The organism is Paraburkholderia atlantica (genome assembly GCF_000092885.1).
In the GTDB taxonomy this organism is placed as follows: Bacteria; Pseudomonadota; Gammaproteobacteria; order Burkholderiales; family Burkholderiaceae; genus Paraburkholderia; species Paraburkholderia atlantica.
Window position 1 is genome coordinate 3,256,680 of record NC_014117.1, and the last position, 25,078, is coordinate 3,281,757.

Below are 25,078 nucleotides of genomic sequence, written 5' to 3' on the forward strand. Positions count from 1 at the left end.
AGCACTTTAACTCTATGCCGGATTGTTCGCTGGGCAAATGGATTTGGCGAAATAGCAACAGTTGCGCTTGCAATAAGAACGCTCGCAATCTTCGTACCGCGTTATCAATGTGCGCGTTCGGTGGGCGAAACTCTGTGCGTTGGCGAGCGCTTCGCATCGCGCGAAGCATTGGGACGGGCGACAGGAAGTGTCGTTTGGAGGCGGTGGTTATCCACAGCGACCTCTGAATAACTTCGGGATAGCGCAACGAACAGCCTGTGCGCGAAATCTTGATAAAGGCGGGGTCGGTTAACGGGTGTTCGAACTTATCCCAGTTATGTAGTTTTTCTACCGATGTGTTCCGCAGGGTTATCGGTTTCGCAGGGTGTTGAAGCGCCGCGACATTTGCGACTTATCCACAGAATCGGTTAACCCTTGTTAACTACTACTACGTATGTATACGTATCAAGTAAACACCATAAGGTGAATCTCGCTGCGCGCATCAATCAGAGGCTGACCGGATCTTGACCAGCCTCGATGCGAAAGCCGCTGCGCCGCTGTCACGGCACCAGCGCCGTGCCGCTCGCGGGTGCGATCGCTGCGGCCTGGCCGATCGGATCTATTGGTTGCACCGGGGAGGACGGCGACGGCGTGGTTAACGGAACCGGCGCGGGCGCGGCTAACTGCACTGGCGCCAGCGTCGACTGAACGGCAGCTGGAGCGGCCGCAGGTACCGGTTCGGGGACCGCGTCAGGAATCGTCAGCTGCAGCGGCGTGGCTACCTGCATCGGCAGCGTGCGCGTTTCGATCGAGCTGCTCGTCACCGGCTGCGTACGCACGACGGTCTGCAAGTAATGATCGACGAGGCCGAAAAAGCGGTCGTAGAACTTGCCAGACGGGATCGTTTCGCTCGAGATCTTCACCATCGCGTCGCTATTCGAGCGAATCGGCAGCGACAGCGAACCGAGGACACTGAGCCCGACGCTCGCCGACGTATCGCTCTTCTTCAATGCGAAGCCGTTCTGCACCGCGTTCACATAAACGATGCTGGTATCGGCCGCCTGTTCGCCGGGCGTGCAGACGACGTGAAACTCGACGACTACGTGTGAATCGCCGGTCGGCTGAAAGTTTTTCGTGCCGTCGACGGTATCGGGGCGCGACATCGTCGTCAGATAGCCTTGGCTCAGCAGTGCGCGACGCGCGGCTTCGCAGCTATCGCCGGTACTCGAATTGAAATTGCGCGCGTACGGGCTTGCGCCGGTTTCGAACAGTTCCTGCGTGAATTTGGGTTGCGGCGTGCTACTGCTGCATGCCGTGAGCGCGAACAGGCCGAGCAGGGCCGTGGCGGTGGTGCGGGAGAAGGGGATCTGCATGATCAGGTGCAAGAAGCGCCTCATGAGCGCGAATGGGAATGCATTGTAGAGCGGGCAGCGCCACGTGCGTAAAAAGCGTGCAAGCCGGAGCCGGAACCCTACTACAACGTAACGCAGCACCTCAACTTGATGCACGCCGCCCGGCCTTCGCAGCGCATAAAGGGGCGATACCTCGCGAGCGCGCCTAGTTCGATGTCGAGCGCGTCGAGCCGGCTGTCGCGGCCGAAGTCGACCCTGAGGCCGCGGCCGACGATGCCGCGGCGGCGCCGCTCGCCGCAGGTGTATTGAGCGCCGCCGGCACGCTGAACGCGTCGGCCCACGGGTTCACGCCGGCGCAACGGTCGGCTTCGCATGACGGGGCCCGTCCACCGGCTCCTGAAGCGCCGTCCGCGGGCGTCGCAATCGCCGCGAAATCTTCGACGCGCAGATTCACCTTCTGCGCGTAGGCCTTCGAGCCGCCATAGCTCTTTAGCGCGATATTCAGATCGCCGTTCGCCGAGCGCATGTAACCGTACAGGATCGCCGAGCCGGCTTCGATGTTCGCACCCGGTTCGGTCAGGTCCTTCACATTTCGTAGCAGCCCGCGGTGCGCCTGTGGCACGACCTGCATCAGGCCCGTCGCGCCATTGGCGCCGCGGGCCTTTTCCTTGAAGCGGGATTCGATCGAGATGATGGCGAGCAGCAGCGCCGGAGGAAGGGAGTATTTGTTGGCGGCGGATTGCACCGCGTCGGAGATCTTTTGAGCTTTTTCTTTGCCAACACCGAACTTCTGGATCAGGTACGCCGATATTCGGTCGGTGTTTTCGTCGGCCGACGCGGTTTGCGCGAGGCCGAGCGAAAGCACGATCAGGCAAAGTAACCGGCTCATAGCGGACGTTTGAGGAAGCAAAGATCCGCGCATTATAGCGCCGCTGTGCCGGGCGGCGCCTTTCGTCGACAGTTTTTGTCTTTTAAATCAAGGGTGACCAGAACTCTTCGCGTTTTTCGATCCGCGCATTTGCCCGCCTTGGCCTTCAGGTCATAACCGTCGGTCAGCGCCGGGAGGACCGGGGCGCTACGTCGATATCATGCTCCGACCAGACCGGACGCTCGCCCGTTTTGCGCGTCAGCGGCGCGTCGGTCATGTTGACGTTCACGCGCAGAGCGACCGGCGCGGAGTGGTCAAACAGCGTTTTGCCGTGCAACTTTGTTCAGTTAGTTGCACTTTTGCATCGAGGTAGCAATCGGACCTGCTCGTGGACGGATGAAGGCTCGGGTCTTCAGGCTCGAAGCGCTCGATCGCGCGGCGACGGGTCACCTGCTCGCGTCATGGTTCGCGCGGATTTGAGACAATGCGCGTCGGCCGTGCGTCTCGTTGCGCACCGCTTCGATGAACAACCGATGTTTTCAACTATGAGCAAGACCGCGTTTATTCCCAGCGTCCCGGGCACATCGGAGGACGACTTCGAGATTTCGGCGGGCGCGAAGATGGCCGGCTACCAGCGCTTCTTCGGCGTGTTGAAGGTCGTGCGCACGACCGACGGTCGCGTACTGTTTCCGTTCGACGGCGCGCCCGAACTGGGCCCGCATCCGAGCCGCGTCGAAGCGCTCGCGGCCGCTCAGGTGTATGGCGAACATATCGTCGCGAGCGATCTGGCGCGGCCGGAGTTGTAGGCCGATACGGCCTCGAACCGGGCCCATCCCAACGGACCGGAGATCTCCGTCAACGCGCCCGCACCCGGCGCGCAGCCCCGGCCCCCGAACGCGCCGCGAGCACGCCACCGATCACGCCGCCGATATGGCTCTGCCACGACACATCGGGATAGATCGGCAGCACACCGAACAGCAAACTCAGCCCGTAGCTGCCGACCACGACTAGAGCCACGAGGATCGACACCAGATTGCGCGTGTAGTAGCCGCGTGCGACCAGGTAACCCGCGTAGCCGAACACCAGTCCACTTGCGCCGATGTGCACCGAATACGGCGCACCGAAGAGCCACGCGCAAAGGCCGGCGCCGAGCATCGAGCCGATGGTCGCGCGCCAGAAGCCGCCGATGTCCGGCCACGTACACAGCCAGCCCAGCACGACGAGCCCGCTCGTGTTGGCCGCGATGTGCCCTACGCTCGCATGCAGCCACGGCGCGAACAGAATTCCCTGCAAGCCATCCAGTGAACGCGGCACGACGCCGTGTTCGTCCAGATGCAGGAACGGCAGCGCAACCGACAGAAAGAACACGGCCCACATCGAACCGACGAACAGCGCGATCAGTACGACTCGCGACTTGAGCCTCTCGTTGAGCGGGTTCGGAGATGAGGTCTTCATAGTGACGAGGCCACGGGGATGTCGACAGAGGGTAGTCGATGTGGCGTCGTCACGTCGAGGCATCGTGGGACCACAGATGCCGATTGGAGCGGTGAATGTTTGGTCAGCCGCACCGCATGGCGGTGCGGCTGATTTGGCGCGATCCTGTGCGGCCTGGTTCGTTCGCCGTTACGTCTTCGGCTTCGTCACTCCACCGTCACCGACTTCGCCAGGTTGCGTGGCTTATCCACATCCGTGCCACGCGCACAAGCGGTGTGATACGCGAGCAACTGCAGCGGCACCACGTGCAGGATCGGCGACAGCAGGCCATAGTGCTCCGGCATCCGGATCACATGCAGTCCTTCGTCGTTGACGATCCTCGTATCCGCATCGGCGAACACATACAGCTCGCCGCCGCGCGCACGCACTTCCTGGATGTTCGACTTCAGCTTTTCGAGCAGCGCGTCGTTCGGCGCGACCGTCACCACCGGCATCGCTTCGGTCACGAGCGCCAGTGGCCCGTGCTTCAGCTCGCCGGCCGGATAGGCCTCGGCGTGGATATACGAAATCTCCTTGAGCTTCAGCGCACCTTCGAGCGCGATCGGATAGTGCATGCCGCGTCCGAGGAACAACGCATGTTCCTTGCGCGAAAACTCTTCCGACCACGCGATGATCTGCGGCTCGAGCGCGAGCACGCTGTTGAGCGCAGCCGGCAGGTGGCGCAACTGCTTCAGATAACTCGCTTCCTGCTCGTCGTTCAGGCGGCCGCGCAGCTTCGCGAGCGTTGCCGCCAGCGTGAACAGCGCGACCAGCTGGGTCGTGAATGCCTTGGTCGATGCAACGCCGATCTCGCGGCCCGCGTGCGTGAGGAACGACAGTTCGGTCTGTCGCACCATTGCGCTCGTGCCGACGTTGCAGATCGCGAGCGTGTGCTTGTGGCCGAGTTCCTGCGCGTGCTTGAGCGCCGCGAGCGTGTCGGCGGTTTCGCCCGACTGCGAGATCACCACCACCAGCGACTTCGGATTCGGCACCGACTCGCGATAGCGATACTCGCTCGCGATTTCGACCTGAGTCGGAATCTTCGCGACCGACTCGAGCCAGTACTTGGCCGTGAGTCCCGAGTAGTAGCTGGTGCCGCACGCGAGAATCAGCAGGCTATCGATGTCCGCGAACACCTGGCGTGCGCCTTCGCCAAAGATCGACGCATCGAACGCGTCGGCTTGCGGAATCGTGTCGGTGATCGCGCGCGGCTGCTCGAAGATTTCCTTCTGCATGAAGTGGCGATATGGGCCGAGTTCGACCGCGCCGCCATAGGCCGCGACCTGACGCACCTCGCGTTGCGCGATCTCGCCCTGGCGATCGGCGATGCGCACGCCATCGAGCGACAGTTCGCAGACGTCGCCTTCCTCGAGGAAGATGAAGCGCTCGGTGCTGCCCGCGAGCGCGAGCGCGTCCGAAGCGAGGAAGTTTTCGCCGTTGCCGAGTCCGACCACGAGCGGCGAGCCCTGGCGGGCGCCGACCACGGTATGCGGCTGATCCTTATGCAGCACCGCGATCGCATACGCGCCGTGCAGTTGTGCGATCGCCTCGCGCACCGCGGCGAACAGGTCGCCGCGATACAGGCTATGGATCAGGTGAGCAATAACCTCGGTGTCGGTCTGCGAAACGAACTCGTAACCCTTGCCGCGCAGCATTTCGCGCAAGGTCTCATAGTTTTCGATGATGCCGTTGTGTACCAACGCCAGCGCATCGCGCGAGAAGATCGGGTGCGCGTTATCGGTGACCGGCGCGCCATGTGTGGCCCAGCGTGTATGCGCAATGCCCGTCACGCCTTCGAGGTGAGTGTCGCGCACCTGAGCGTCGAGATCGGCGACGCGCGCGACGCTGCGTGCGCGGCTCGGCCCGCGAGCGCCGAGCACGGACACGCCGCACGAATCGTAGCCGCGATATTCGAGGCGCCGCAGTCCTTCGATCAGGACGGGAACGATGTTACGTTGCGCAACCGCGCCGACAATGCCGCACATGGTGTATTCCTTTTCAGTGCCGGATTCAGTGAGCGCGCCTCGTGGACACGCCGTATCGATCAGCTTTTCTTTTTGACAGGGCGCACGTAGCCCGTCTTGCTCGTCTGGGTTTTATCGTTCAACACCAGCGCGTTGGCGGCGACGTCTTTCCACACCGTAGTGCCGGCCGCGATCGTCGCGCCGCGCTGCACGCGCACCGGTGCGACCAGTTGCGTGTCCGAGCCGACGAACACGTCGTCCTCGATCACGGTGCGGAATTTGTTGGCGCCGTCGTAGTTGCAGGTGATCGTGCCCGCGCCGATGTTCACGCGCGCGCCGACATCCGCATCGCCGATGTAGGTGAGGTGGTTGGCTTTCGAGCCATGACCGAGCACCGCGTTCTTGATCTCGACGAAGTTCCCTACATGAGACTCGTCTTGAAGCGCCGCGCCTGTGCGCAAGCGCGCATACGGACCGACAACGGCATTCGCGCCGACTTCCGCGCCTTCGATGTGCGTGAACGCATCGACGCGCGTACCCGCGCCGATACGCGCGTTGCGGATCACGCAGTTCGGCCCGATGCTGACGTTGTCAGCGAGCGACACGCGGCCTTCGAACACGCAGTTGACGTCGATCGATACGTCGCGGCCGCATTCGAGCGTGCCGCGCACGTCGACGCGCGCGGGGTCGGCGAGCGTCACGCCCGCGACCAGCAGTGCGTCGGCGACATTGCGCTGATGAATCCGCTCGAGTTCGGCGAGCTGCTGCTTGCTGTTGACGCCGAGCGTTTCCCACTCGTCGTCGGGCTGCGTGGTGACGACTTCGAGGCCGGCTTCGATCGCCATCTCGACCGCATCGGTCAGATAGAACTCGCCTTGCGCGTTATCGTTCTTGAGCGCTGCGAGCCAGCCGGTGAGGCGCGCGGTGGGCGCGACGATGATGCCGGTGTTGATTTCAGCGATCTTCAGCTGCTCGGGATTCGCGTCCTTCTGCTCGACGATGCGCTGCACGTTGCCGTGCTGATCGCGCACGATGCGGCCGTAGCCGGTCGGGTCGTCGAGCGTGACGGTGAGCACGCCGTAGCCGTCCTGGCCGGCGCGCTCTGTCAGTGCACGCAGCGTTTGCGCGCGCGTGAGCGGCACGTCGCCATAGAGCACCAGCGTGGACGACGAAGGATCGAGCAGCGGCAGCGCCTGCTGCACCGCGTGGCCGGTGCCGAGCTGTTGCTCCTGCACCGCGAACTGGATATCGGGCGCGGCGACGGCTTCTCGCACAGCTTCGGCGCCGTGGCCGATCACGACGATCAGGCGTGCGGGCTTCAGCGCGCGGGCGGTGTCGATGACATGAGCGAGGAGCGGCCGGCCGGCCAGAGGATGGAGCACCTTGGGAAGCGCGGACCGCATGCGCTTGCCGGTACCTGCCGCCAAAATGACGATGTTCATGGCGTCGGCAAATAGACGAGTTTGGAGCGGACGATTCTATCATGCTGCACCTGCAACAAAGGCCGCAGACGCGGCCTTCGCAGGGCGCGCAAGCCAGTGAAAAACCGCCGGAATGCCGCCAAAACAAGCAATTTTCGCTCGTTACAGGTCGTCGAACTGGACCAGCGGAATGGTCTTCGCGCCGCTGAGCGGCGCGACTTCGTCGCCGGTCGAGCACGGTTCTTCGTCGAACGCGATGTCGCCCTGCGGGTCGGCCTCGCCGGTCGCGCGCAGCCCCGCGAACGGAAACAGCTGGTGATCCATCAGATGCGACGGCACGACGTTCGACAACGCATTGAACATGTTCTCGATGCGGCCCGGGAAACGCTTCTCCCAGTCGCGCACCAGCGCCTTCATTTCCGCGCGCTTCAGGTTTGGTTGGCTACCGCACAGATTGCACGGAATGATCGGGAATTCGCGCAGCTCCGCGTACTTCTCCAGATCGGTTTCCTTCACGTAGGCAAGCGGCCGGATCACGATGTTTTTGCCGTCGTCCGATTGCAGTTTGGGCGGCATGCCCTTCAGCTTGCCGCCGTAGAACAGGTTCAGCAGCAGCGTCTGCAGGATGTCGTCGCGATGGTGGCCGAGCGCAATCTTGGTCGCGCCGAGTTCGCCGGCGACGCGATACAGGATGCCGCGCCGCAGCCGCGAGCACAGCGAGCAGGTGGTCTTGCCCTCCGGCACGAGCCGCTTGACGATGCTGTAGGTGTCCTGGTTCTCGATATGAAACGGGATGTCGAGCTGGGTCAGATACTCGGGCAGCACGTGCTCGGGAAAGCCCGGCTGCTTCTGGTCGAGGTTGACCGCGACGATGTCGAAATTGATTGGGGCGCGCTCGCGCAGGCGCATCAGGATGTCGAGCATCGCGTAGCTATCTTTGCCGCCGGACAGGCACACCATTACCTTGTCGCCGTCCTCGATCATGTTGTAGTCGCCGATCGCCTGGCCAACCTGGCGCGCGAGGCGCTTGAACAGCTTGTTGTTCTCGTACGCTTCCTTCTGTTCGCGGCGCGTCAGCGGCGATTTCGGGGCGCGCGCCGCGTTCGGCGCCGCGCTGGTCTCGGCGGCCTGGTTGCCTGCGTTCAGCATTTCCGGTGCATTCATCGCTCAGTCCTCCTTGATGCGGAAGACTTCGACACCGACCGCATCGCAGTCCGGATACACGTCCGGCTTCTCGGTCGACACGCGCGCGCCGCGCACCTGCGGATGTTCGAGCATCACGCGCACGAGGTCGTCGCACAGCGTTTCCTGCAGATGGATGTGACCTTGCGACACGCGCTTGGCGATCGTCGAGCGCATGAAGTCGTAGTCGACGACTTCGGTGAGCTTGTCGTGCACCGGCGTGGACATCGCGAGCGGCACGAACAGTTCGACGTTGATCACGACGCGCTGCTCGCCGCGCTTTTCGAAGTCGTGCACGCCAATATTGATGTGCACTTCGTAATTGCGCAGAAACAGCCGGCGGCAATCGGCGAGCCGGGGGTGCGAAAGAGCGGCAAACATGTTCGTTCCAATCAAAAAAGCGTGCGGGCACGCAAAGGGACGCTGCGCTACACGCGACGGCGGCCTCGAAGGCCGGCCGCGCGCGCGTATCAGGCGCCCGTCAAAAACATTACGTCGCGCGGCAGCGGCACGAGATGCTGCCCGCCGTCGACCACCAGCGTCGTTCCGGTGACGCCGGCTGCATCCGCGAGATACAGCGCGGCGGCGACGATATCCTCGGGCCGCGACGCACGGCCCAGAGGCGTCATACGGTGAGCGGCCTCGAACCCGTGCTGGGTCTGGTCGCCCGATTGCATCGTCAGGCCGGGCGCGAGCCCGACCACCCGGACCTTCGGCGCGAGCGCCTGGGCGAGCGCGACCGTCGCGGTCTGCAGCGCCGCCTTCGACAGCGTGTACGACAGATAGTCCGGGTTCATGTTGTATAGCTTCTGGTCCAGCACATTGATGACCACGCTGCGCTGGCTTTCGTCGCGCAACGCGGCATCGGGCGTCGCGTCGTAAAGCATGCGCGCGAGCACCAGCGGCGCGCCGACGTTCATCGCGGTCAGCTTCAGCAGCAGGTCATAGCCGACGTCGCGCGCCGTGTCTTCCTCGAAGCGCGACGCGTTGTTGACGATGCACGACGGCCGCCCGAGCGCCGCGGTGCAGTCCGGCAGCAGCCGCGCGACCTGCGCTTCGTCGCCAAGCTCGGCATGCAGTGCGACCGCGCGGCGGCCCAGCGCGCCGATCTGCGCGACCACTTCGTCGGCGTCCTCGCGGGAGGCGCCGTAGTGCACGGCCACGTCCCAGCCGCGTGCGGCGAAGCCGAGAGCGAGCGCGCGCCCGATGCGGCGCGCGGCGCCGGTAACCAGCACGACGCGCGGCGGTTCAGTCGGCGCTTCGGCCGCGCGGGCAGCGATGTCCGGGGAAACGGTCATTTACAATGCGGGGATGAATCCGAAAGCTCACCAACCCGATAGTTTACCTGCTCCCGGCCAGAGCGCGCTCGCGCAGTCCGACGCGCTCGTCGCCGAAATCCGCGCGCAGCTCGACGCGGCCGGCGGCTGGCTGCCGTTCGACCGCTACATGGAGCGCGCGTTGTACGCGCCGGGGCTCGGCTACTACAGCGGCGGTGCGCGCAAATTCGGCCTGCGCGCCGACGACGGCAGCGACTTCGTCACCGCGCCGGAATTGTCGCCGCTGTTCGCCGCGACGCTCGCGCGCCCGGTCGCCGAAGCGTTGGAGGCGAGCGGCACGCGCGACGTGATGGAGTTCGGCGCCGGCACCGGCAAGCTCGCCGCGGGACTGCTCAATGCGCTCGACACGCTCGGCGCCGAATTCGACAGCTATTCGATCGTCGATCTGTCGGGTGAACTGCGCGAACGGCAGCGCGAAACGATCGCGGGGGCCGCGCCCGCGCTGCTCGCCAAAGTGCGCTGGCTCGACGCGTTGCCGGAGCGCTTCGAAGGCGTGGTGATCGGCAACGAGGTGCTCGATGCGATGCCGGTACGGCTCTTCGCGCATAACGGCGGTGTCTGGCACGAGCGCGGCGTGGTGTGGCGCGACGGCGCATTCGGGTTCGACGACCGCCCCGTCGCGGCCGCCGCGGATCAGGCGCTGCTGACCGAAATCGATACAGATCGCGAGAACGCCGGCAACGGCTATGTGACCGAAACGCACGAAGCCGCGCGTGCCTTCACGCGCACGATCTGCACGATGCTCGCGCGCGGCGCGATCTTGCTGATCGACTACGGCTTTCCGCGCCACGAGTACTACCACGATCAGCGCGCGCAGGGCACGCTGATGTGCCACTACCGGCATCGCGCGCACGGCGACCCGTTCCTGTACCCCGGTCTGCAGGACATCACAGCGCACGTCGAATTCACCGGCATCGCCGAGGCGGGCGTCGAGACCGGCGCGGATCTGCTCGGCTTCACGTCGCAAGCGCGCTTCCTGCTGAACGCGGGCGTCACCGAGGTGCTCGGCGAAATCGATCCCGCCGACACCAGGCGTTTTCTGCCAGCGGCCAACGCGGTACAAAAGCTGCTGTCCGAGGCGGAGATGGGCGAGCTCTTCAAGGTGATCGCGTTTTCGCGCGGACTCGACGATACGCTGCGCGCCTTTTCGAGCGGCGACCGCTCGCATACGCTGTGATTGTGAAGCCGCTCAGGTTCGAGGACTCGCGATGATTCGCTGGCTTTTGACTACCTTCGTCGCCGTCGCGGTGCTGTCGTCGTGCTGGCCCTGGCTGAGGAAGCTCGGCATCGGCCGGATGCCCGGCGACGTGACCTTGCGGCTGTTCGGCCGCGAGTATCCGTTTCCGTTCATGTCGACGCTGGTGCTGTCGATACTGTTGTCGCTGTTGGCGCGGGTGCTGTAGGCACCGCGCGCCGCTTCACGTTACCGCCGCTTCAGGCAAGCGCCGCCTCCACCGCGCGCACCCGCTTCTCATGCACGGCGTCCTTGATGCCCGCCGGCGCATCGGCGAGCCGCTTGGCCACCGCTCCCGCATCCACGCCTCGCGCGGCCACCAGCGCCACCCTCAGCCGCTCGGCCTGCGGGTACTCGCTCATCTCGAGGCCGAGCCGCCCGCGCGCATCGGACTCGCAGGCCTGCAGCGCCTCGGCGAAGCGCGCCGGCTTCCTGATCGCGTCGCTGCGCTCGAGCAGGCGCACCAGCGCCGCCGCCCCCATTTCCATCACGCGATGAATATTGCCGTGCTCGCGCGCGACCAGCACCGCCAGATCGCGACACTCGTTCGGCACGCGCAGCCGCTCGCACAATGGCTTCAGCAGATCGACGCTGCGGCCCTCGTGACCGATGTGCCGCGGCAGTTGCTCCTCGGGCGTGGTCGCCTTGCCGAGATCGTGTGTCAGCGCGGCGAAGCGCACCGGCAGCGTGTAGCCCTGCCGCGCGGCATGGTCCAGCACCATCATCACGTGCACACCGGTATCGACCTCGGGGTGATAGTCGGCGCGCTGCGGCACGCCGAACAGCGCGTCGATCTCCGGCAGAATCCGCGCGAGCGCGCCGCACTCGCGCAGCACGTCGAACATCCGCGACGGCTTCTTCTCCATCAGCCCGCGCGATACTTCCTGCCACACACGTTCGGCCACCAGTGCATCGGCTTCGCCGTCGGCGACCATCTCGCGCATCAGCGCCAGCGTTTCCGGCGCGACCGTGAAGTCGACGAAGCGCGCCGCAAAACGCGCGATGCGCAGAATCCGCACCGGATCTTCGAGGAACGCATCGCTGACATGGCGAAACAGCCGCGCCTGCAAGTCAGCCTGGCCGTTGAACGGATCGATGACGGGGCCGGTCAGCTCACCGTCCGGGCGCACCTCGCGCGCCATCGCGTTGATCGTCAGATCACGGCGCGCGAGGTCTTCTTCGAGCGTCACGTCGGGCGCATAGAAAAACTGGAAGCCGTGATAGCCGGCCGCCGTCTTGCGCTCGGTGCGCGCGAGCGCGTACTCCTCGTGCGTCTGTGGATGCAGGAATACCGGAAAGTCCTTGCCCACCGGCCGATAGCCCTGCGCGACCATCTGCTCGGGCGTCGCACCCACCACCACATAGTCGCGGTCCTGCACCGGTACGCCGAGCAGCTCGTCGCGGACCGCGCCACCTACTGCATAGATATTCATGGGCATTCGTCTTGATAGGCGATCGCGTGCGTTTCGCGGCGCGAGGCGTCGATCCATGCATTGACCGCGGGCAGCTCGGTAAGCCGCTCGACATAAGCGACTGAGGCCTCGGACAACGCCGGCTTCCACGTGTTGAAGCGCATCGCGACAGGCGCGTACATCGCGTCCGCAATGCCGAATTCGCCGAACAGGAACGGACCGCCGTAGGTGTCGAGGCAGTCGCGCCAGATCGTCTCGATCCGCGCGATGTCGGCGAGCGCGCCCGGCGTCGCGTTCTTGCCCGGGAACGACGCGCGGATGTTCATCCACATCTTCGAGCGCAACTCGCCGAAGCCCGAATGCATCTCGGCGCTGACGCTGCGGGCATGCGCGCGCGCCGCCGCGTCGCGCGGCCACAGCGCGTGTTGGGGAAAGCGCTCGGCAAGCGTTTCGGCGATCGCGAGCGAATCCCACACGGCCTGCCCGGCGTCGTCGATCAGGCACGGCACCTTGCCCGGTCCGCGGGGCGCCTGAGCGCGGATCTTCGCATTCGTGTCCGCTTCGTTTAGCAGGATCAGTTCCTCGTCGAACGGAATGCCGAAGTGCGTGAGCAGCAGCCACGGACGCATCGACCACGACGAATAGTTCTTGTCACCAATCAGCAGTTTCATGCTTGTTATCAGGGAGTGGGAAATAGGTTTCAGCGCCCCGCGCTGGCGCGGAACGTGTCGAGTCGCGATCCCGAGGCCGCGCCGGTCAGATACGTCGGCACGATCGCTTCGATGCTGACCGGTTCGAGTCCGAGCTCCGGCGCGAGCGGCCCGCTGAGAATATCGGCGACCTTCATCGAATCGAGATTGTCGCGCGAAATCACCGGTTCGCCCGGCGCCAATTCGAAGCTCAGCGCCTGCAGCCGCGCGAGCGGCTCGGGCAGACGGATGATGCGCGCATGCTTGCCGATCACGTCGCCGCAATACGACACCAGGTCTTCGAGCGTATAGACGGTGGGGCCGCCGAGTTCGTAGGTGCGGCCGCTCCCGCCATCCATATCGAGCACGTTGACGATCGCCTTCGCGACGTCGCCGACATAGACCGGCTGGAATTGCGCGTCCGGCATCGCGAGCGGGATGGCCGGAAACACGCGCTGCAAAAACGCGAACTTGTTCAGAAACGCGTCCTCGGGACCGAACACGACGGACGGCCGGAAGATCGTCCACGCGACGTTCGCCGCATGCACGGCTTTCTCGCCGTCGCCCTTCGAGCGCGCATACATGCTCGGGCCGCCCGGATTGGCGCCGAGCGCGCTCAGATGAATCAGCCGATGCACGCCCTTGCCTTCGCAGGCGGCGACGATGCGCGTCGGCAACTCGACGTGCGCATGCGCGAACTCCCGTCCATAAGGCTTGCCGCGTTTGCCGTTCAGGATACCGACGAGGTTGATCACGCAATCCGCGCCTTCGACGAAGCGCGCGAGCTGCACTGGATCGAACACGTCGGTTTCGAGCACGTCGATTGGCAGCATGGTCAGATGGCGCGCGTTGTAGCGTCGCCGTGTGGCGACGCGCACGTCCTTGCCCATTTCGACGAGCGAGTTGACGAGGTAGCTGCCGATGAATCCGGAGCCGCCGATGACCGCGATAGCTTGATGTCGCATTTTTCGACTCCCTGATGGAAGCCGCGGCAACGGCTGGCGAAGCGCGCCGCAACCTCGAAACGAGATTGCGGCGGCAAGGCGCTTACGGTGCGATGTAACCCAGGCGCGCCTTCAGCGATTGCGGACGGCCTTCGAACAATGCCGCGTAGTAGACCGTGTTGGACAGCACATTCTTGACGTAGTCGCGAGTTTCCTGGAACGGAATCGCCTCGGCGAACACCGCGCCTTCGACCGGGCGCTGCAGCGACTGCCGCCAGTTGCGCGGACGGCCCGGACCTGCGTTGTAGCCAGCGGTGGCCAGCACGGCGGACCCGTCGAACTGATTGTAGATCATCGCCAGGTAGTTCGTGCCGAGCAGGATGTTGGTGTTGATGTCGTTCATCTGCTCGCGCGAGAGCGGGCCCAGACCGATTTTCTTCGCGACCAGTTGCGCGGTGGCGGGCATCAGCTGCATCAGTCCGCCCGCGCCGACGTCCGAGCGCGCGTTGATGATGAAGCGCGACTCCTGGCGAATCAGCCCGTACGCCCACTCGACGTCGAGCCCGCTCGACTGCGCGTCCTGCTCGACGATGTTGCGGAACGGCGATAGATAGCGCAGTGAAAAATCGTGCTCGCTCTTCGTGCGGTCCGCGGTGTTGACGGTGCGGTCGTACAGCTCGATGCGGCGCGCGTACTCGGCGGCCGCCAGCAGTTGCCGGTCGGTCATGCCGCGCAGCGGCCAGTTCCACTCGCGATTGCCTTCGAGCCGCAGATTCAGCTCATAGAAGCGCTGCGCCAGATCGAAGCCCGGCGTGGTGCCGGCCTGTTGCACTTCGGCGTCGGTGACCGTGGTTTTCGGCGGCACGGTGATCTTCTGGCCGAGTTCTTCGAGCGCAAGCTGGCCGTAGAAGTTGAAGTTCGACGCGATCGACTGGAATTCCTGGTTGGCCGTGGCCGTGTCGCCGGCCTGCTTCAGCGCGCGCGCGTGCCAATACACCCACGACGGCTGCTTGCGCAGCGACTCGGGCATCTGCTCGATCGACCAGCGCGCCATGTTCCAGTCGCCGGCGAGCAATGCACTGCGCGTGCGCCACTCATACGCGGGATTCGACAGCGGCGCGTTCGCCGACAGCCGGAACCAGTCAACCGCGCCAGGCATCTGCTTGAGCGCACCCTGATAGCCGATCGTGCCCCAGCCGATCGCGCGCTCCGGCGAATTCAGCGACGGCGCGACCGACGCGAACGTGGCCGCGGCCATGGCCGGATCGTTGCGCGCCATGCGCGTGATCGCGAGCAGCGCCAGCTGATGCGATTGCGCATCCGGTCCGACGCCGCGCGCGAGCAGTAGCGGCGGCGTATTGGCGGCCTGGCTGAACAGCACCGGGTCGGGCGGCTGGTCGCCGAGTGCGTCGACGAGCTTGCTGCCGGTGTTCGTGTAGTTCTGTTCGTACGCGAGACGGATCTGCGCCCAGATGTCGTCGGCGCTGAACTGGCGGTTCACGCCGAGCACCGTGATCAGATCGACGCAGCCGTCGCCGTACCACTTCGGATCGACGAGCAGCGTGCGCGCCGCGTCCGCGACGTTCTCACCGCGCGACGCGCGCGATTCGAGCGCGTAGCACTTGACCTGAGTGTCGTCGTCGAGCACGAACTTCGCGTACTGCTGGTCGAAGTTGCGCCAGTCATGGCGCGTGCCGAGCACGGTCAGGTAGTCGTTGCGCATGCGATCGGCGATCGCCTGACCGTCGTACTTCTGCAGGAACGCGAGCACCGGCGCGTCCGGCGCGTCGATGCGCGCATGGCCGGTCGAATCGAACAACTGCGGCTTGATCTGGAAGTACTCCAGATACGAGGGCGCCGGATAATTCGGGATCATGCTCGCTAGCTGGGCTGCACGCGCTGCGTCGTTAGTGCGCGCGGCTTCGCGAAGCTGGACGAAAATCTGGTCGTCGTTCGTAAGTTGGGAGATCGGAAGAGGCTTGACGGCCGAGGCAGTGGTGCAGGCCACGAGTGCCGCTGCAGCCAGCGCGATACCGGCCGCGCGATATACTCGAAAAAGGCGTTTTGACATCGTTGTTTCTGGAGCGCGAATTGGACCCAAGCATAGCATGCAACCCTGTCCCCGCAACGAAAAAGGCGCTGCGCCGGATGTTGCTGGAAAGCCGTCTGCATGCGGCTTCCGAGCCGTCGAAGAACGCCGCGCTCGGGCGTCGAATACTCGATGCTTTGAAGCACTACGCGGTACGCAGCGCCGGATTCTACTGGCCGCTCGCCGGAGAGTTCGACGCGCGCGGCGCGATCGGGGTCTGGCTCGCCGCGGATCCGCATCACGAAGCCAGTCTGCCAATCATTAAAGAACGTGGCATGGCACTCGAATTCCATGCGTGGACCCCCGCGACACCGATGAAAATCGGTCATCACAAGATTGCCGAGCCCACCTCGGGGCGCGTCGTGCTGCCCGAACTGCTGTTCGTGCCCTGCGTGGGTTTCGACTCGGACGGCTACCGCCTTGGCTATGGCGGCGGCTATTACGACCGCACGCTGGCCGGCTGGCCGGCAGCTCACAAGCCGATCACGGTAGGCATCGCGTACGAAGCGTGCCGCACCGACACGCTGGAACGCGAGGCCCACGACATTCCGCTCGATCTGATCGTGACCGAAGCGGGGTTTCATCCGGCGCTGCCGGACTGAACTCGCGATGCACGGCGTGTGATGCGCAGCGTTTGCGCGGTATTTCCTCGTTACAGCGAAGCGGCCGCGCGCGCCGCCGTGTCGTACAGCCCCGACGCATTGCGCATCAACTGCGCGGCCTCGCCGATCTGCTGGTTGGTCAGGCCGCTTTCCTTGAGCGTCGAGATCAGGCAGTTTTCGCGCACCTCCCGATACTTCAGGCATAGCTCGCGGCCCGCCTCGGTTGCGGAAAAGAACACTTCCTTGCCGGTCTTTTCGCTTTTTACGTACCCTCTAGCTACGAGCTTCTTCAACGCGTAAGTCGCGACGTGCGTGTCTTCGATGTTCAGCACGAAGCAGATGTCCGCGAGCTTCTTGCGGCGCTCGCGATGGCTCACGTGGTGCAGCAGCGACACCTCGATCGCGGTCATGTCCTTGTCGCCGGCCGCCGACATGCAGCGCACCATCCAGCGGTTGAACGCATTGCCCGCCATGATCAGCGCGTACTCGAGCTCGGACAGTTCCGCGCTGCTCTCGGAGACGAGGTGTTCCGACGAAATGATCTTGGTGGGATGACGCGTCATACGAGGGTCCCGTGACGAAAATGGGCTGGAAAAGTGTCGCAAGTGTACGACGATGCCTCATCGCCGACGAGCCTGGCAAAAACGCTTATTGGTAAATCGTCAATATTTTATTGATAATGTATTCTCCAATCGTCGCCGACTCCATGCGGACATGCGCCCACGCGTCGCGCCGTCCGCCTCATTTTCAGACTCGATCCGGGCCGCCCACACATGAGCCAACCACGAATCTTTCCACTCGGCGATGCCGCGCTCGTCTGCGAAGCGCCCCCGCCCGCCACGCTGGAGTGCCAGCAGCGCGTATGGGCTGCCGCTGAAGCCGCGCGCGAGTGGCCGCAGGTGCTGGAAGTCGTGCCCGGCATGAACAATCTGACGCTCGTGTTCGACCCGCTCGTAACCGACGCCGATGCGCTCGGCGAGCAGTTGCTGACGGCGTGGAACGCAGCGGCCAAAGTCGCCGCGCCGGGACGCGACGTCGAAATACCGGTGCAGTACGGCGGCGCATTCGGCCCCGATCTGCAGGCGGTCGCCGAACATACGGGCTTGAGCGCAAACGAGGTCGTCGAGCGTCATGCGGGCGGCGCCTACGTCGTGTTCTTTCTCGGCTTCCAGCCCGGCTTCGCCTATATGGGTGGGCTCGACGCCGCGCTGCACACGCCGCGCCGCGCGTCGCCACGGCTGGAGGTGCCGGCGGGCTCGGTCGGCATCGGCGGCGAGCAGACCGGCATCTATCCGGCGGTGTCGCCGGGCGGCTGGCAGCTGATCGGCCGCACCGAGGTGCCGCTGTTCGACCCGGCGCGCCGCCCGCCCACCCTGCTGCAGCCCGGCGACCGGGTGCGCTTCACGATCGCGGGGATGCACACATGATCGACGTGATCCGCGCGGGTCTCCAGACCACGATCCAGGACCTCGGCCGCCACGGCTACCGGCATCTCGGTGTCGCGATGAGTGGTGCGCTCGACCGGCTGTCGCTCGAAGTCGGCAACCGGCTGGTCGGCAATCGCCCCGACGCGGCCGGGCTCGAAATCACCTTCGGCCCGACCGTGCTGCGCTTTCTGCGCGCAACGCGCGTCGCGATCGCCGGCCCCGACTTCGGCTCGACGCTCGACGGCAAGCCGGTCTATTCATGGTGGAGCCTGCCCGTGCAGGCAGGCCAGGAGCTCGTGCTGAACGCGGCCAAGCGCGGCATGCGCGGTTATGTCTGCGTGGCGGGCGGCATCGACGTGCTGCCGATGCTCGGCTCGCGCAGCACCGACCTCGCCGGCCGCTTCGGTGGACTCGGCGGCCGCGCGCTCAATGACGGCGACCGTCTGCCGGTCGGCGCGCCGCCGCAGCGCGGCCACCTCGGCTTCGCGCCCGAGGCGCCCGCGTTCGGCGTGAAGGCGCCCACATGGTGCAAATTCGTGCTGGTCCCCGAGCCGCTGCGGCGCGGCCGACATCCGTCGGGCGTGCCGTGGGCGATTCCGATCCGCGTGCTGCGCGGCCCCGAATACGACAGCTTCACCCCGGATGCGCAGCACTCGTTCTGGTCCGACGAGTGGCTCGTCACGCCGAACAGCAACCGCATGGGCTACCGCCTCGCCGGCACGGAGCTCAAACGCACGCACAAGACCGATCTGCTGTCGCACGCGGTGCTGCCCGGCACGATCCAGGTGCCGCCGAACGGTCAGCCGATCGTGCTGATGAGCGACGCGCAGACCACCGGCGGCTATCCGAAGATCGGCGCGGTGATCCAGGCCGATCTGTGGAAGCTCGCGCAGGTGCGGCTGAACGCGGCGGTCCGTTTCATCCCGACGACGCCGTACGAGGCGCGCCAGGCTTTGCTGGAAGAACGCACGTATCTGCGGCAGATCGATGCCGCGATCGCGATGCATGAAGAGCGTTGCACGCGCCAGGCGGCGCTCGCGGCGCTGTAACGGTGAATAGAGGAATCCCCATGGAAATCGATCTGAACGCCGATCTCGGCGAAGGTTGCGGCTCCGATGAGGCGCTGCTCGACCTCGTGAGCTCGGCCAACATCGCGTGCGGCTGGCATGCGGGCGGTCCCAACGCGATGCGCGACTGCGTGCGCTGGGCCGTGCAGAAAGGCGTGTCGATCGGCGCGCATCCGAGCTTCAACGATCCCGAGAATTTCGGCCGCAAGGAGATGGATCTGCCGGCGGGCGAGATCTATGCGGGCGTGCTGTATCAGCTCGGCGCGCTGTCGGCGATCGCGCAGGCCGAGGGCGGACGCATCGCGCACGTGAAGCCGCACGGCGCGCTGTACAACCAGGCCGCGCGCGACGCGAAAATCGCCGACGCGATCGTCTCCGCGGTGCACGACTTCGATCCGTCGGTGGCGGTGTTCGCGCTGGCCAACAGCGGGCTCGTCAGCGCCGCGCGCAACGCGGGTCTGACCGCGATCGAGGAGGTGTTCGCCGATCGCGGCTATCGCGCCGACGGCTCGCTGGTGCCGCGCAAGGAGCCTGGCGCGCTGCTCGACGACGAGGACGAAGTGCTCGCGCGCACGCTCACGATGATCCGCGAGCAACGCGTGCAGGCCGTCGACGGACAGTGGGTGCCGTTGAAGGCGCAGACCATCTGCCTGCACGGCGACGGCCCGCACGCGCTCGCGTTCGCGCGACGCATTCGCGGCGCGCTCGCCGAGGCCGGCATCGAAGTGCACGCGGCGGGCGCGGCGCGCGTCTGAGCGTTCGCATCACCGCCGTGCCCACCGCACGCGCGGTGATGCCCGCTGCTAACCCGCCGATGCCGACGCACACGCATCCGCGGGGCAGGTAAAGAGAGTTCGACGCGGCCGCAGAGCCGCGGCAGCACGCCGGCGCATGAGACCGCATGCACCGGTTCACGTCAGCCGCGACCCGCGGCGAAGTTGAATATCCTCTTTGGAGACCCTGATGCAGACAACCGTCAGTCTATGGCCGCTCATCGGTGTGGCCGTCATCATCGTTGGCTTTCTGTTGCGCTTCAATCCGATGCTGATCGTGGCCGTGGCCGCGATCATCACCGGTTTCGCCGCGCATTTCCCGCCGGAAAAAATTCTCGCGCTGATCGGCACCGGCTTCATCAAGACGCGCAACATCCCGCTGATCATCCTGCTGCCGCTCGCGGTGATCGGCCTGCTCGAACGGCACGGCCTGCGCGAACGCGCGCAGGCGTGGATTAGCGGCATCAAGGCGGCGACCGCCGGGCGGCTATTGATCGTCTATCTGGCCGTGCGCGAGCTGACCGCCGCGGTCGGCCTGACCGGGCTCGGCGGCCATCCGCAGATGGTGCGTCCGCTGATCGCGCCGATGGCCGAGGGCGCGACCGAGAACCGCTTCGGCAAGATCAGCGACGCGGTGCGCTTCCGGCTGCGCGCGTTCTCGGCCGCAACCGACAACGTCGGCCTCTTTTTCGGTGAGGACATCTTCGTCGCGTTCGGCGCGATCGTGCTGATGACGACCTTCCTGAAGGAAGCGGGCATCGTCGTCGAGCCGATTCACGTGGCGGTGTGGGGCATTCCGACCGCGATCAGCGCATTCATCGTGCATGGCTTCCGGCTCTGGCTGCTCGACCGGTGGCTCGAGCGTGAATTGCGCGGCAAGGTGTCGGGCGGTACTCCGAGCGCGAAAGCGACTGCCACATCGACGCCGTCGTCGGCCCCGCGTGCTACCGGAGACGAAGCATGACCTTCACGATCACCTATCTGTTCTGGTTGCTCGGCATCGTGCTGCTGATCGTCGGCGGCATGATCGTTACGGACCGCCAGCATCCGCGCCGCTTCACGGCGGGCGGCTTCTGGATTCTTTACGCGCTGATCTTCCTGATCGGCGACCGGCTGCCGCCGGCCGTGGTCGGCGTCGCGGTGATCGCGATGGCGCTGATCGCGGGCTTCGGCGGCGTCACGGCGGGCAAGCCGAAGACGCTGTCGCTCGAAGCGCGCCAGGCGAGCGCCGCGCGTCTGCGCAACAAGCTGTTCGTCCCCGCGCTGACGATTCCGGTCGTCACCGTGATCATCACGTTGGCCGCGAGCCACCTGATGTTCGGTGGCGTGCCGTTGATCGAGAAGGCCAACGTTACGCTCATCGGCTTCGGTCTTGGATGTGTGATCGCGCTCGCGATCGCCTGTGTGATCACGCGCGACACGGTCGGTCAGTCGATGAAGGAAGCGCGCCGCCTCGTCGATGCGCTGTCCTGGGCCGCGGTGCTGCCGCAGATGCTCGGCATGCTCGGCCTCGTGTTCTCGGACGCGGGCGTCGGCAAGGCGGTCGCGCACGTGACCACGTCGTATATCAGCCTCGACTACCGATTCGTTGCGGTGGCCGTGTACTGCATCGGCATGGCGCTGTTCACGATGGTGATGGGCAACGGCTTCGCCGCGTTTCCGGTGATGACGGGCGGCGTCGGTGTGCCGATCCTCGTCGGGGTATTCCACGGCAACCCGGCCGTGATGGCCGCGATCGGCATGTTCTCCGGCTACTGCGGCACGCTGATGACGCCGATGGCCGCAAACTTCAACATGGTGCCGGTCGCGCTGCTCGAATTACCCGACAAGAATGCGGTGATCAAGGCGCAGATTCCGACGGCGTTGACGCTGCTGGTGATCAACATTTTTTTGTTGAATTTCTTGATGTTTTTGTAGCGCTGTTGAGAAACGCGTCGTTCAGACAAGCGGCGCATGAAAAGACGCGCACGGTCTTGCGCCGTTCACCCCGCCTCCACCACGAAGCCGTGCTGCCGCAACAACTGCAGCACGCCCTTCGGCCCACCCAGATGCAGCGCGCCGATCGCGACGAACAGCGGCTTGTTCGGCGCGGCGAGCTGCAGCATCTTCGCGACGAAGCGGCGATTGCGCTCGTAGACGATCCGGTTGTCGATCGAATCGGAGATGCGGAGATCGCGCGCGAGCTTCTCCGATTTGGCAGCCTGCCACGCGGCGATCGCATCGGCATCGCCGACCTGCCACAGACGATGCAGCGTGCGCACGTCCTGGACGTTCTGCGCCGGCGTCTGCACCAGGTCCTGGGCGAGCATCTCTCGCTGCTGCGCGGCCGACAGTCCGGTGAACGAACGCATCTGCTGCGCGAGCGTTTCGAGTCCGACGATCTTGCCGCGCGTCTTCAGATACACGTTCTGCAATTGCGCTTCGGTGCCGTACTCCGTCTGCAGACCCGCTGACAGCGAGTCGTAGGTCTCGACCACCAGCGACGCAAGCCACGGCCGCATCTTCTTGATCGCATCGAGCGCGGCCGGGTTGCCGCGCAGCCGCAGCGCGAGCTTGTGCCATAACGGTTCGGGCAGCAGGCCCGGCAGGCAGTCGTGCTTGCACACGCCGTACCTGGAGACGTCGTCCTGCGACACCAGCAGTTCGTCCGGCGACAGTTCGAGCGCGAGCGTTGGCGACGCGGCGAGCGCCGCGAGGATCGGCGCGCGGAACGGCTGTCCCGCCGGATAGTCGGCCGGATCGCCGACGTGCAGCGTGCCGAGCACATAAATGGTGATATTGCCGTGTGTCGCGACATAGAACGGCATGCGCGCCGGTTGCTGACGCACCGGTCCGCTAGCGGTGGTGCCGGGCACCGGGGGCGGCGCAATCGACGGCGGTGGCGTGGCTGGCACAGTGACCGCCGGCCGGGCCGCCTGGGCCGCCTGGGCACTTTGGACTGGCGTATTGGCCGCCGCGCCGGCGGCGTCAGCGATGCCGGGCACGGCCACGCCGACCGACAGCGCGCAGCCAAGCCGCAAAAAAGCGGACAGCGACGCGGGAAGAAATACGGAAAACAAGGCGTGCGCGAGCGCATCAACAAACGCACAGAAAAACGCGCGAAAAAACTCGCTGACGAAGCTTCCCGCAAATGCGCCGCAGGGCGCGGCGCCTCCCGGCGCACGCGCCCCGCGGCGCCGCGCGAAGGCGGCTATCCCGCCGCCCTCACACAAGCGGCGCGCAAGACGACGCGCCGCCACCACATCAGGCATCCATGTCCCCCACCTCTTCGGCGCGGTGACACGAGACGAGGCGCCCGTCCACTTCACGCAGCTTCGGCACCTCGCTGCGGCAACGATCGATCACGTACGGGCAGCGCTGATGGAAAGTGCAGCCCGACGGCGGATTCAGCGGCGACGGCATTTCGCCTTGCAACTTGATCTTGATCGTGCGGTCCGCCTCGAAGATCGACGGGGTCGCCGACATCAGCGCGCGCGTGTACGGATGGCGCGGCTTCGAGAAGATGCGCTTCTTGTCGCCGAGCTCGGCGACGCCGCCGAAGTACATGACCATCACGTCGTCGGCAATATGCTCGACCACCGACAGATTGTGCGAGATGAACACGTAGCTGGTCTTGAACTCGTCCTGCAGGTCCATGAACAGGTTCAGGATCTGCGCCTGGATCGACACGTCGAGCGCGGACACCGGTTCGTCGGCGACGACGATCTGCGGATCGAGAATCATCGCGCGCGCGATCGCGACCCGCTGACGCTGGCCGCCGGAGAACATGTGCGGATAGCGCTTCGCGTGCTCGGGCCGTAGGCCGACCGTGCGCATCATCTGCGCGATGCGCTCGGCGCGCTCGGTCGCGCTCATCTGCGTGTTGATCGCGAGCGGTTCGCCGAGCGTCTGCTCGACGGTCTTGCGCGGATTGAGCGACGCAAACGGGTTCTGGAACACCATCTGCACGCGCCGTCTGAGCGCCGCGATCTTCTCGTGATTCGCACCGGCCACGTCCTCGCCATCGATCAGCAGGCGGCCCGCGCTCGGCGTTTCGATCATCGTCAGCTGACGCGCGAGCGTCGACTTGCCGCAGCCGGACTCGCCGACTACCGCCAGCGTCTTGCCGCGTTCGAGCGCGAACGACACACCGTTCAGCGCCTTCACCGTGCCGTGCGCGAACATGCCGCGCTTGACGGTGTAGTAGCGCGCGAGTTGGTCGGCGACGAGCACGTGGTCGCCAGGACGATCCGACTGGCGACGGGGTTCGAGTGCTGCGCTCATCGGGCGCCTCCTTGCGTGTGAACGTTGGCGTCCTTCTCGAGGTTCAGCGGCTTGATGCAGCGCACGCGCGTGAACTCCGCGTGAGCGGGCAGTGGAGCGAGCGCGGGGCGCGCCTTCATGCAGTCGTCGACCACGTACTTGCAGCGCGGCGCGAACAGGCAGCCCTTGGGCCGGTCGTCGCGGCCCGGCACCATGCCCGGCAGCGCCGAGAGCCGCACCGCGCCCACGTTGTGCTCGGGAATCGCGGCCAGCAGCGCTTCCGTGTACGGATGATGAGGCGCGGCAAAGATGTCGGGCACCTTGTTCGTCTCGATCACCTCGCCCGCGTACATCACGGCGACGCGCTGCGCGACCTCGGACACCACGGCCAGGTCGTGCGAAATCAGCACGAGCGCCATGCCGCGTTCCTTCTGCAGGCGCATCAGCAGTTCCATGATCTGCGCCTGGATCGTCACGTCGAGCGCGGTGGTCGGCTCGTCGGCGATCAGCAGCTTCGGGTTGCAGGCGATCGCCATCGCGATCATCACGCGCTGGTTCATGCCGCCCGACATCTGATGCGGAAACGCGCCGATGCGGTTCTTCGCATCGGGAATGCCGACCTGGTCGAGCAGTTCGAGCGCGCGTTTGTCGAGCGCGCTGCCGCGCAAGCCTTCGTGCAGCTTAAGCACTTCCTTGATCTGATAGCCGACGGTGTAGCTCGGGTTCAGGCTCGTCAGCGCGTCCTGGAACACCATCGCGATGTCCTTGCCGATGATCTTGCGGCGTTCCTTCGCGGAGGCGTTCAGCAGGTTCTTGCCGTCGAACGTGATTTCGTCGGCGGTGACCTTGCCGGGCGCGTCGATCAGGCCCATCAGCGCCATCATCGTCACGCTCTTGCCCGAGCCCGATTCGCCGACCACGCCGAGCACTTCGCCCGGCGCGACGTCCAGATTGATGCGGTCGACCGCGGGCAAGCCGCTGAAGTTGACCGCGAGATTGTGGATGGTCAGTAGATTACTCATG

The 25,078-nt window shown here is 65.4% G+C and carries 25 protein-coding genes; 9 read left to right on the forward strand and 16 right to left on the reverse strand.

The window, feature by feature from the left end; all coding sequences use genetic code 11:
• Window positions 1-539: 539 nt before the first annotated feature.
• Window positions 540-1,352, reverse strand: coding sequence for a DUF2242 domain-containing protein (locus tag BC1002_RS14770; protein ID WP_041734715.1), 813 nt, complete (start codon window positions 1,350-1,352; stop codon window positions 540-542).
• 184 nt (window positions 1,353-1,536) lie between these two features.
• Window positions 1,537-2,220 carry a lytic transglycosylase domain-containing protein gene (locus BC1002_RS14775; RefSeq protein ID WP_013090799.1) on the reverse strand — a complete coding sequence of 228 codons (684 nt, stop codon included), beginning with the start codon at window positions 2,218-2,220 and terminating at the stop codon, window positions 1,537-1,539.
• A 524-nt stretch (window positions 2,221-2,744) separates the two neighbouring features.
• On the opposite strand from BC1002_RS14775, the gene BC1002_RS14780 reads away from it, so the two are divergent.
• Complete coding sequence (locus tag BC1002_RS14780) at window positions 2,745-3,005, forward strand: DUF6723 family protein (RefSeq protein WP_013090800.1); 261 nt, start codon at window positions 2,745-2,747, stop codon at window positions 3,003-3,005.
• A 49-nt stretch (window positions 3,006-3,054) separates the two neighbouring features.
• On the opposite strand, the gene BC1002_RS14785 is transcribed toward BC1002_RS14780, so the two are convergent.
• From BC1002_RS14785 to BC1002_RS14810, 6 genes are all read right to left on the reverse strand, one after another.
• Window positions 3,055-3,654, reverse strand: coding sequence for a rhomboid family intramembrane serine protease (locus BC1002_RS14785; protein ID WP_013090801.1), 600 nt, complete (start codon window positions 3,652-3,654; stop codon window positions 3,055-3,057).
• Window positions 3,655-3,839: 185 nt separating this feature from the next.
• Window positions 3,840-5,657 (reverse strand): glutamine--fructose-6-phosphate transaminase (isomerizing), encoded by a 1,818-nt coding sequence (gene glmS / locus BC1002_RS14790; RefSeq protein WP_013090802.1) that lies wholly within the window; start codon window positions 5,655-5,657, stop codon window positions 3,840-3,842.
• Between the two features lie 59 nt (window positions 5,658-5,716).
• Window positions 5,717-7,078 (reverse strand): bifunctional UDP-N-acetylglucosamine diphosphorylase/glucosamine-1-phosphate N-acetyltransferase GlmU, encoded by a 1,362-nt coding sequence (glmU, locus tag BC1002_RS14795; protein ID WP_013090803.1) that lies wholly within the window; start codon window positions 7,076-7,078, stop codon window positions 5,717-5,719.
• A 141-nt stretch (window positions 7,079-7,219) separates the two neighbouring features.
• Window positions 7,220-8,221: a tRNA 2-thiocytidine(32) synthetase TtcA gene (gene ttcA / locus BC1002_RS14800; protein WP_013090804.1), complete on the reverse strand. Its 1,002-nt coding sequence runs from the start codon at window positions 8,219-8,221 to the stop codon at window positions 7,220-7,222.
• A gap of 3 nt (window positions 8,222-8,224) precedes the next feature.
• Window positions 8,225-8,620 (reverse strand): dihydroneopterin aldolase, encoded by a 396-nt coding sequence (locus BC1002_RS14805; protein ID WP_013090805.1) that lies wholly within the window; start codon window positions 8,618-8,620, stop codon window positions 8,225-8,227.
• An 89-nt stretch (window positions 8,621-8,709) separates the two neighbouring features.
• Window positions 8,710-9,537, reverse strand: coding sequence for an SDR family oxidoreductase (locus BC1002_RS14810; protein ID WP_013090806.1), 828 nt, complete (start codon window positions 9,535-9,537; stop codon window positions 8,710-8,712).
• Window positions 9,538-9,550: 13 nt separating this feature from the next.
• Here BC1002_RS14810 and BC1002_RS14815 point away from each other — a divergent pair, with 13 nt between their 5' ends.
• Both BC1002_RS14815 and BC1002_RS14820 read left to right on the forward strand, forming a co-directional pair.
• Window positions 9,551-10,753, forward strand: a complete 1,203-nt coding sequence (locus BC1002_RS14815) for a class I SAM-dependent methyltransferase (RefSeq protein WP_013090807.1) — start codon at window positions 9,551-9,553, stop codon at window positions 10,751-10,753.
• A 31-nt stretch (window positions 10,754-10,784) separates the two neighbouring features.
• Window positions 10,785-10,979: a DUF2905 domain-containing protein gene (locus BC1002_RS14820; protein WP_013090808.1), complete on the forward strand. Its 195-nt coding sequence runs from the start codon at window positions 10,785-10,787 to the stop codon at window positions 10,977-10,979.
• A 31-nt stretch (window positions 10,980-11,010) separates the two neighbouring features.
• On the opposite strand, the gene BC1002_RS14825 is transcribed toward BC1002_RS14820, so the two are convergent.
• The 4 genes from BC1002_RS14825 to BC1002_RS14840 all read right to left on the reverse strand — a co-directional run bounded on the left by BC1002_RS14825 (window position 11,011) and on the right by BC1002_RS14840 (window position 15,926).
• Window positions 11,011-12,243: a multifunctional CCA addition/repair protein gene (locus BC1002_RS14825; protein ID WP_013090809.1), complete on the reverse strand. Its 1,233-nt coding sequence runs from the start codon at window positions 12,241-12,243 to the stop codon at window positions 11,011-11,013.
• Window positions 12,240-12,893 (reverse strand): glutathione S-transferase family protein, encoded by a 654-nt coding sequence (locus BC1002_RS14830; RefSeq protein WP_013090810.1) that lies wholly within the window; start codon window positions 12,891-12,893, stop codon window positions 12,240-12,242. Before BC1002_RS14830 ends, BC1002_RS14825 begins: the two co-directional genes overlap by 4 nt.
• Before the next feature lie 29 nt (window positions 12,894-12,922).
• On the reverse strand, window positions 12,923-13,876 hold the full coding sequence (locus BC1002_RS14835) for a complex I NDUFA9 subunit family protein (RefSeq protein ID WP_013090811.1): 954 nt from the start codon (window positions 13,874-13,876) through the stop codon (window positions 12,923-12,925).
• A gap of 82 nt (window positions 13,877-13,958) precedes the next feature.
• Window positions 13,959-15,926, reverse strand: coding sequence for a lytic transglycosylase domain-containing protein (locus BC1002_RS14840; RefSeq protein WP_041734461.1), 1,968 nt, complete (start codon window positions 15,924-15,926; stop codon window positions 13,959-13,961).
• Window positions 15,927-16,003: 77 nt separating this feature from the next.
• Between BC1002_RS14840 and BC1002_RS14845 the strand changes: the two genes are divergently transcribed.
• On the forward strand, window positions 16,004-16,546 hold the full coding sequence (locus BC1002_RS14845) for a 5-formyltetrahydrofolate cyclo-ligase (protein WP_013090813.1): 543 nt from the start codon (window positions 16,004-16,006) through the stop codon (window positions 16,544-16,546).
• Between the two features lie 50 nt (window positions 16,547-16,596).
• Here the strand turns inward: BC1002_RS14845 and BC1002_RS14850 are convergent, their stop codons facing one another.
• A complete protein-coding gene (locus BC1002_RS14850) occupies window positions 16,597-17,109 on the reverse strand; it encodes a winged helix DNA-binding protein (RefSeq protein ID WP_013090814.1) in 513 nt (170 codons plus the stop codon).
• Window positions 17,110-17,319: 210 nt separating this feature from the next.
• On the opposite strand from BC1002_RS14850, the gene pxpB reads away from it, so the two are divergent.
• The 5 genes from pxpB to BC1002_RS14875 all read left to right on the forward strand — a co-directional run bounded on the left by pxpB (window position 17,320) and on the right by BC1002_RS14875 (window position 21,730).
• On the forward strand, window positions 17,320-17,973 hold the full coding sequence (pxpB, locus tag BC1002_RS14855) for a 5-oxoprolinase subunit PxpB (RefSeq protein WP_013090815.1): 654 nt from the start codon (window positions 17,320-17,322) through the stop codon (window positions 17,971-17,973).
• A complete protein-coding gene (locus tag BC1002_RS14860) occupies window positions 17,970-19,022 on the forward strand; it encodes a 5-oxoprolinase subunit C family protein (protein WP_013090816.1) in 1,053 nt (350 codons plus the stop codon). The genes pxpB and BC1002_RS14860 overlap by 4 nt, the downstream gene beginning before the upstream one ends.
• Window positions 19,023-19,042: 20 nt before the next feature.
• Window positions 19,043-19,795 (forward strand): 5-oxoprolinase subunit PxpA, encoded by a 753-nt coding sequence (gene pxpA, locus BC1002_RS14865; RefSeq protein WP_013090817.1) that lies wholly within the window; start codon window positions 19,043-19,045, stop codon window positions 19,793-19,795.
• A gap of 208 nt (window positions 19,796-20,003) precedes the next feature.
• Entirely contained in the window at window positions 20,004-20,777 is a 774-nt protein-coding gene (locus tag BC1002_RS14870; RefSeq protein ID WP_013090818.1) for a DUF969 domain-containing protein, read from the forward strand.
• Window positions 20,774-21,730 carry a DUF979 domain-containing protein gene (locus BC1002_RS14875; protein WP_013090819.1) on the forward strand — a complete coding sequence of 319 codons (957 nt, stop codon included), beginning with the start codon at window positions 20,774-20,776 and terminating at the stop codon, window positions 21,728-21,730. Before BC1002_RS14870 ends, BC1002_RS14875 begins: the two co-directional genes overlap by 4 nt.
• A 65-nt stretch (window positions 21,731-21,795) precedes the next feature.
• Here the strand turns inward: BC1002_RS14875 and BC1002_RS14880 are convergent, their stop codons facing one another.
• The 3 genes from BC1002_RS14880 to BC1002_RS14890 are packed head-to-tail and all read right to left on the reverse strand — an operon-like array spanning window position 21,796 to window position 25,077.
• Complete coding sequence (locus BC1002_RS14880) at window positions 21,796-23,064, reverse strand: TraB/GumN family protein (protein WP_013090820.1); 1,269 nt, start codon at window positions 23,062-23,064, stop codon at window positions 21,796-21,798.
• Window positions 23,057-24,076: a peptide ABC transporter ATP-binding protein gene (locus tag BC1002_RS14885; RefSeq protein ID WP_013090821.1), complete on the reverse strand. Its 1,020-nt coding sequence runs from the start codon at window positions 24,074-24,076 to the stop codon at window positions 23,057-23,059. The genes BC1002_RS14880 and BC1002_RS14885 overlap by 8 nt, the downstream gene beginning before the upstream one ends.
• A complete protein-coding gene (locus tag BC1002_RS14890) occupies window positions 24,073-25,077 on the reverse strand; it encodes an ABC transporter ATP-binding protein (protein ID WP_013090822.1) in 1,005 nt (334 codons plus the stop codon). The genes BC1002_RS14885 and BC1002_RS14890 overlap by 4 nt, the downstream gene beginning before the upstream one ends.
• Window position 25,078 lies beyond the last annotated feature (1 nt).

Bases quoted from the DNA above. Each gene is read 5' to 3' on its own strand.
- BC1002_RS14770 (WP_041734715.1), bottom strand. From the start codon at position 1,352: ATGCAGATCCCCTTCTCCCGCACCACCGCCACGGCCCTGCTCGGCCTG.
- BC1002_RS14775 (WP_013090799.1), bottom strand. From the start codon at position 2,220: ATGAGCCGGTTACTTTGCCTGATCGTGCTTTCGCTCGGCCTCGCGCAA.
- BC1002_RS14780 (WP_013090800.1), top strand. From the start codon at position 2,745: ATGAGCAAGACCGCGTTTATTCCCAGCGTCCCGGGCACATCGGAGGAC.
- BC1002_RS14785 (WP_013090801.1), bottom strand. From the start codon at position 3,654: ATGAAGACCTCATCTCCGAACCCGCTCAACGAGAGGCTCAAGTCGCGA.
- glmS (WP_013090802.1), bottom strand. From the start codon at position 5,657: ATGTGCGGCATTGTCGGCGCGGTTGCGCAACGTAACATCGTTCCCGTC.
- glmU (WP_013090803.1), bottom strand. From the start codon at position 7,078: ATGAACATCGTCATTTTGGCGGCAGGTACCGGCAAGCGCATGCGGTCC.
- ttcA (WP_013090804.1), bottom strand. From the start codon at position 8,221: ATGAATGCACCGGAAATGCTGAACGCAGGCAACCAGGCCGCCGAGACC.
- BC1002_RS14805 (WP_013090805.1), bottom strand. From the start codon at position 8,620: ATGTTTGCCGCTCTTTCGCACCCCCGGCTCGCCGATTGCCGCCGGCTG.
- BC1002_RS14810 (WP_013090806.1), bottom strand. From the start codon at position 9,537: ATGACCGTTTCCCCGGACATCGCTGCCCGCGCGGCCGAAGCGCCGACT.
- BC1002_RS14815 (WP_013090807.1), top strand. From the start codon at position 9,551: ATGAATCCGAAAGCTCACCAACCCGATAGTTTACCTGCTCCCGGCCAG.
- BC1002_RS14820 (WP_013090808.1), top strand. From the start codon at position 10,785: ATGATTCGCTGGCTTTTGACTACCTTCGTCGCCGTCGCGGTGCTGTCG.
- BC1002_RS14825 (WP_013090809.1), bottom strand. From the start codon at position 12,243: ATGAATATCTATGCAGTAGGTGGCGCGGTCCGCGACGAGCTGCTCGGC.
- BC1002_RS14830 (WP_013090810.1), bottom strand. From the start codon at position 12,893: ATGAAACTGCTGATTGGTGACAAGAACTATTCGTCGTGGTCGATGCGT.
- BC1002_RS14835 (WP_013090811.1), bottom strand. From the start codon at position 13,876: ATGCGACATCAAGCTATCGCGGTCATCGGCGGCTCCGGATTCATCGGC.
- BC1002_RS14840 (WP_041734461.1), bottom strand. From the start codon at position 15,926: ATGTCAAAACGCCTTTTTCGAGTATATCGCGCGGCCGGTATCGCGCTG.
- BC1002_RS14845 (WP_013090813.1), top strand. From the start codon at position 16,004: ATGTTGCTGGAAAGCCGTCTGCATGCGGCTTCCGAGCCGTCGAAGAAC.
- BC1002_RS14850 (WP_013090814.1), bottom strand. From the start codon at position 17,109: ATGACGCGTCATCCCACCAAGATCATTTCGTCGGAACACCTCGTCTCC.
- pxpB (WP_013090815.1), top strand. From the start codon at position 17,320: ATGAGCCAACCACGAATCTTTCCACTCGGCGATGCCGCGCTCGTCTGC.
- BC1002_RS14860 (WP_013090816.1), top strand. From the start codon at position 17,970: ATGATCGACGTGATCCGCGCGGGTCTCCAGACCACGATCCAGGACCTC.
- pxpA (WP_013090817.1), top strand. From the start codon at position 19,043: ATGGAAATCGATCTGAACGCCGATCTCGGCGAAGGTTGCGGCTCCGAT.
- BC1002_RS14870 (WP_013090818.1), top strand. From the start codon at position 20,004: ATGCAGACAACCGTCAGTCTATGGCCGCTCATCGGTGTGGCCGTCATC.
- BC1002_RS14875 (WP_013090819.1), top strand. From the start codon at position 20,774: ATGACCTTCACGATCACCTATCTGTTCTGGTTGCTCGGCATCGTGCTG.
- BC1002_RS14880 (WP_013090820.1), bottom strand. From the start codon at position 23,064: ATGCCTGATGTGGTGGCGGCGCGTCGTCTTGCGCGCCGCTTGTGTGAG.
- BC1002_RS14885 (WP_013090821.1), bottom strand. From the start codon at position 24,076: ATGAGCGCAGCACTCGAACCCCGTCGCCAGTCGGATCGTCCTGGCGAC.
- BC1002_RS14890 (WP_013090822.1), bottom strand. From the start codon at position 25,077: ATGAGTAATCTACTGACCATCCACAATCTCGCGGTCAACTTCAGCGGC.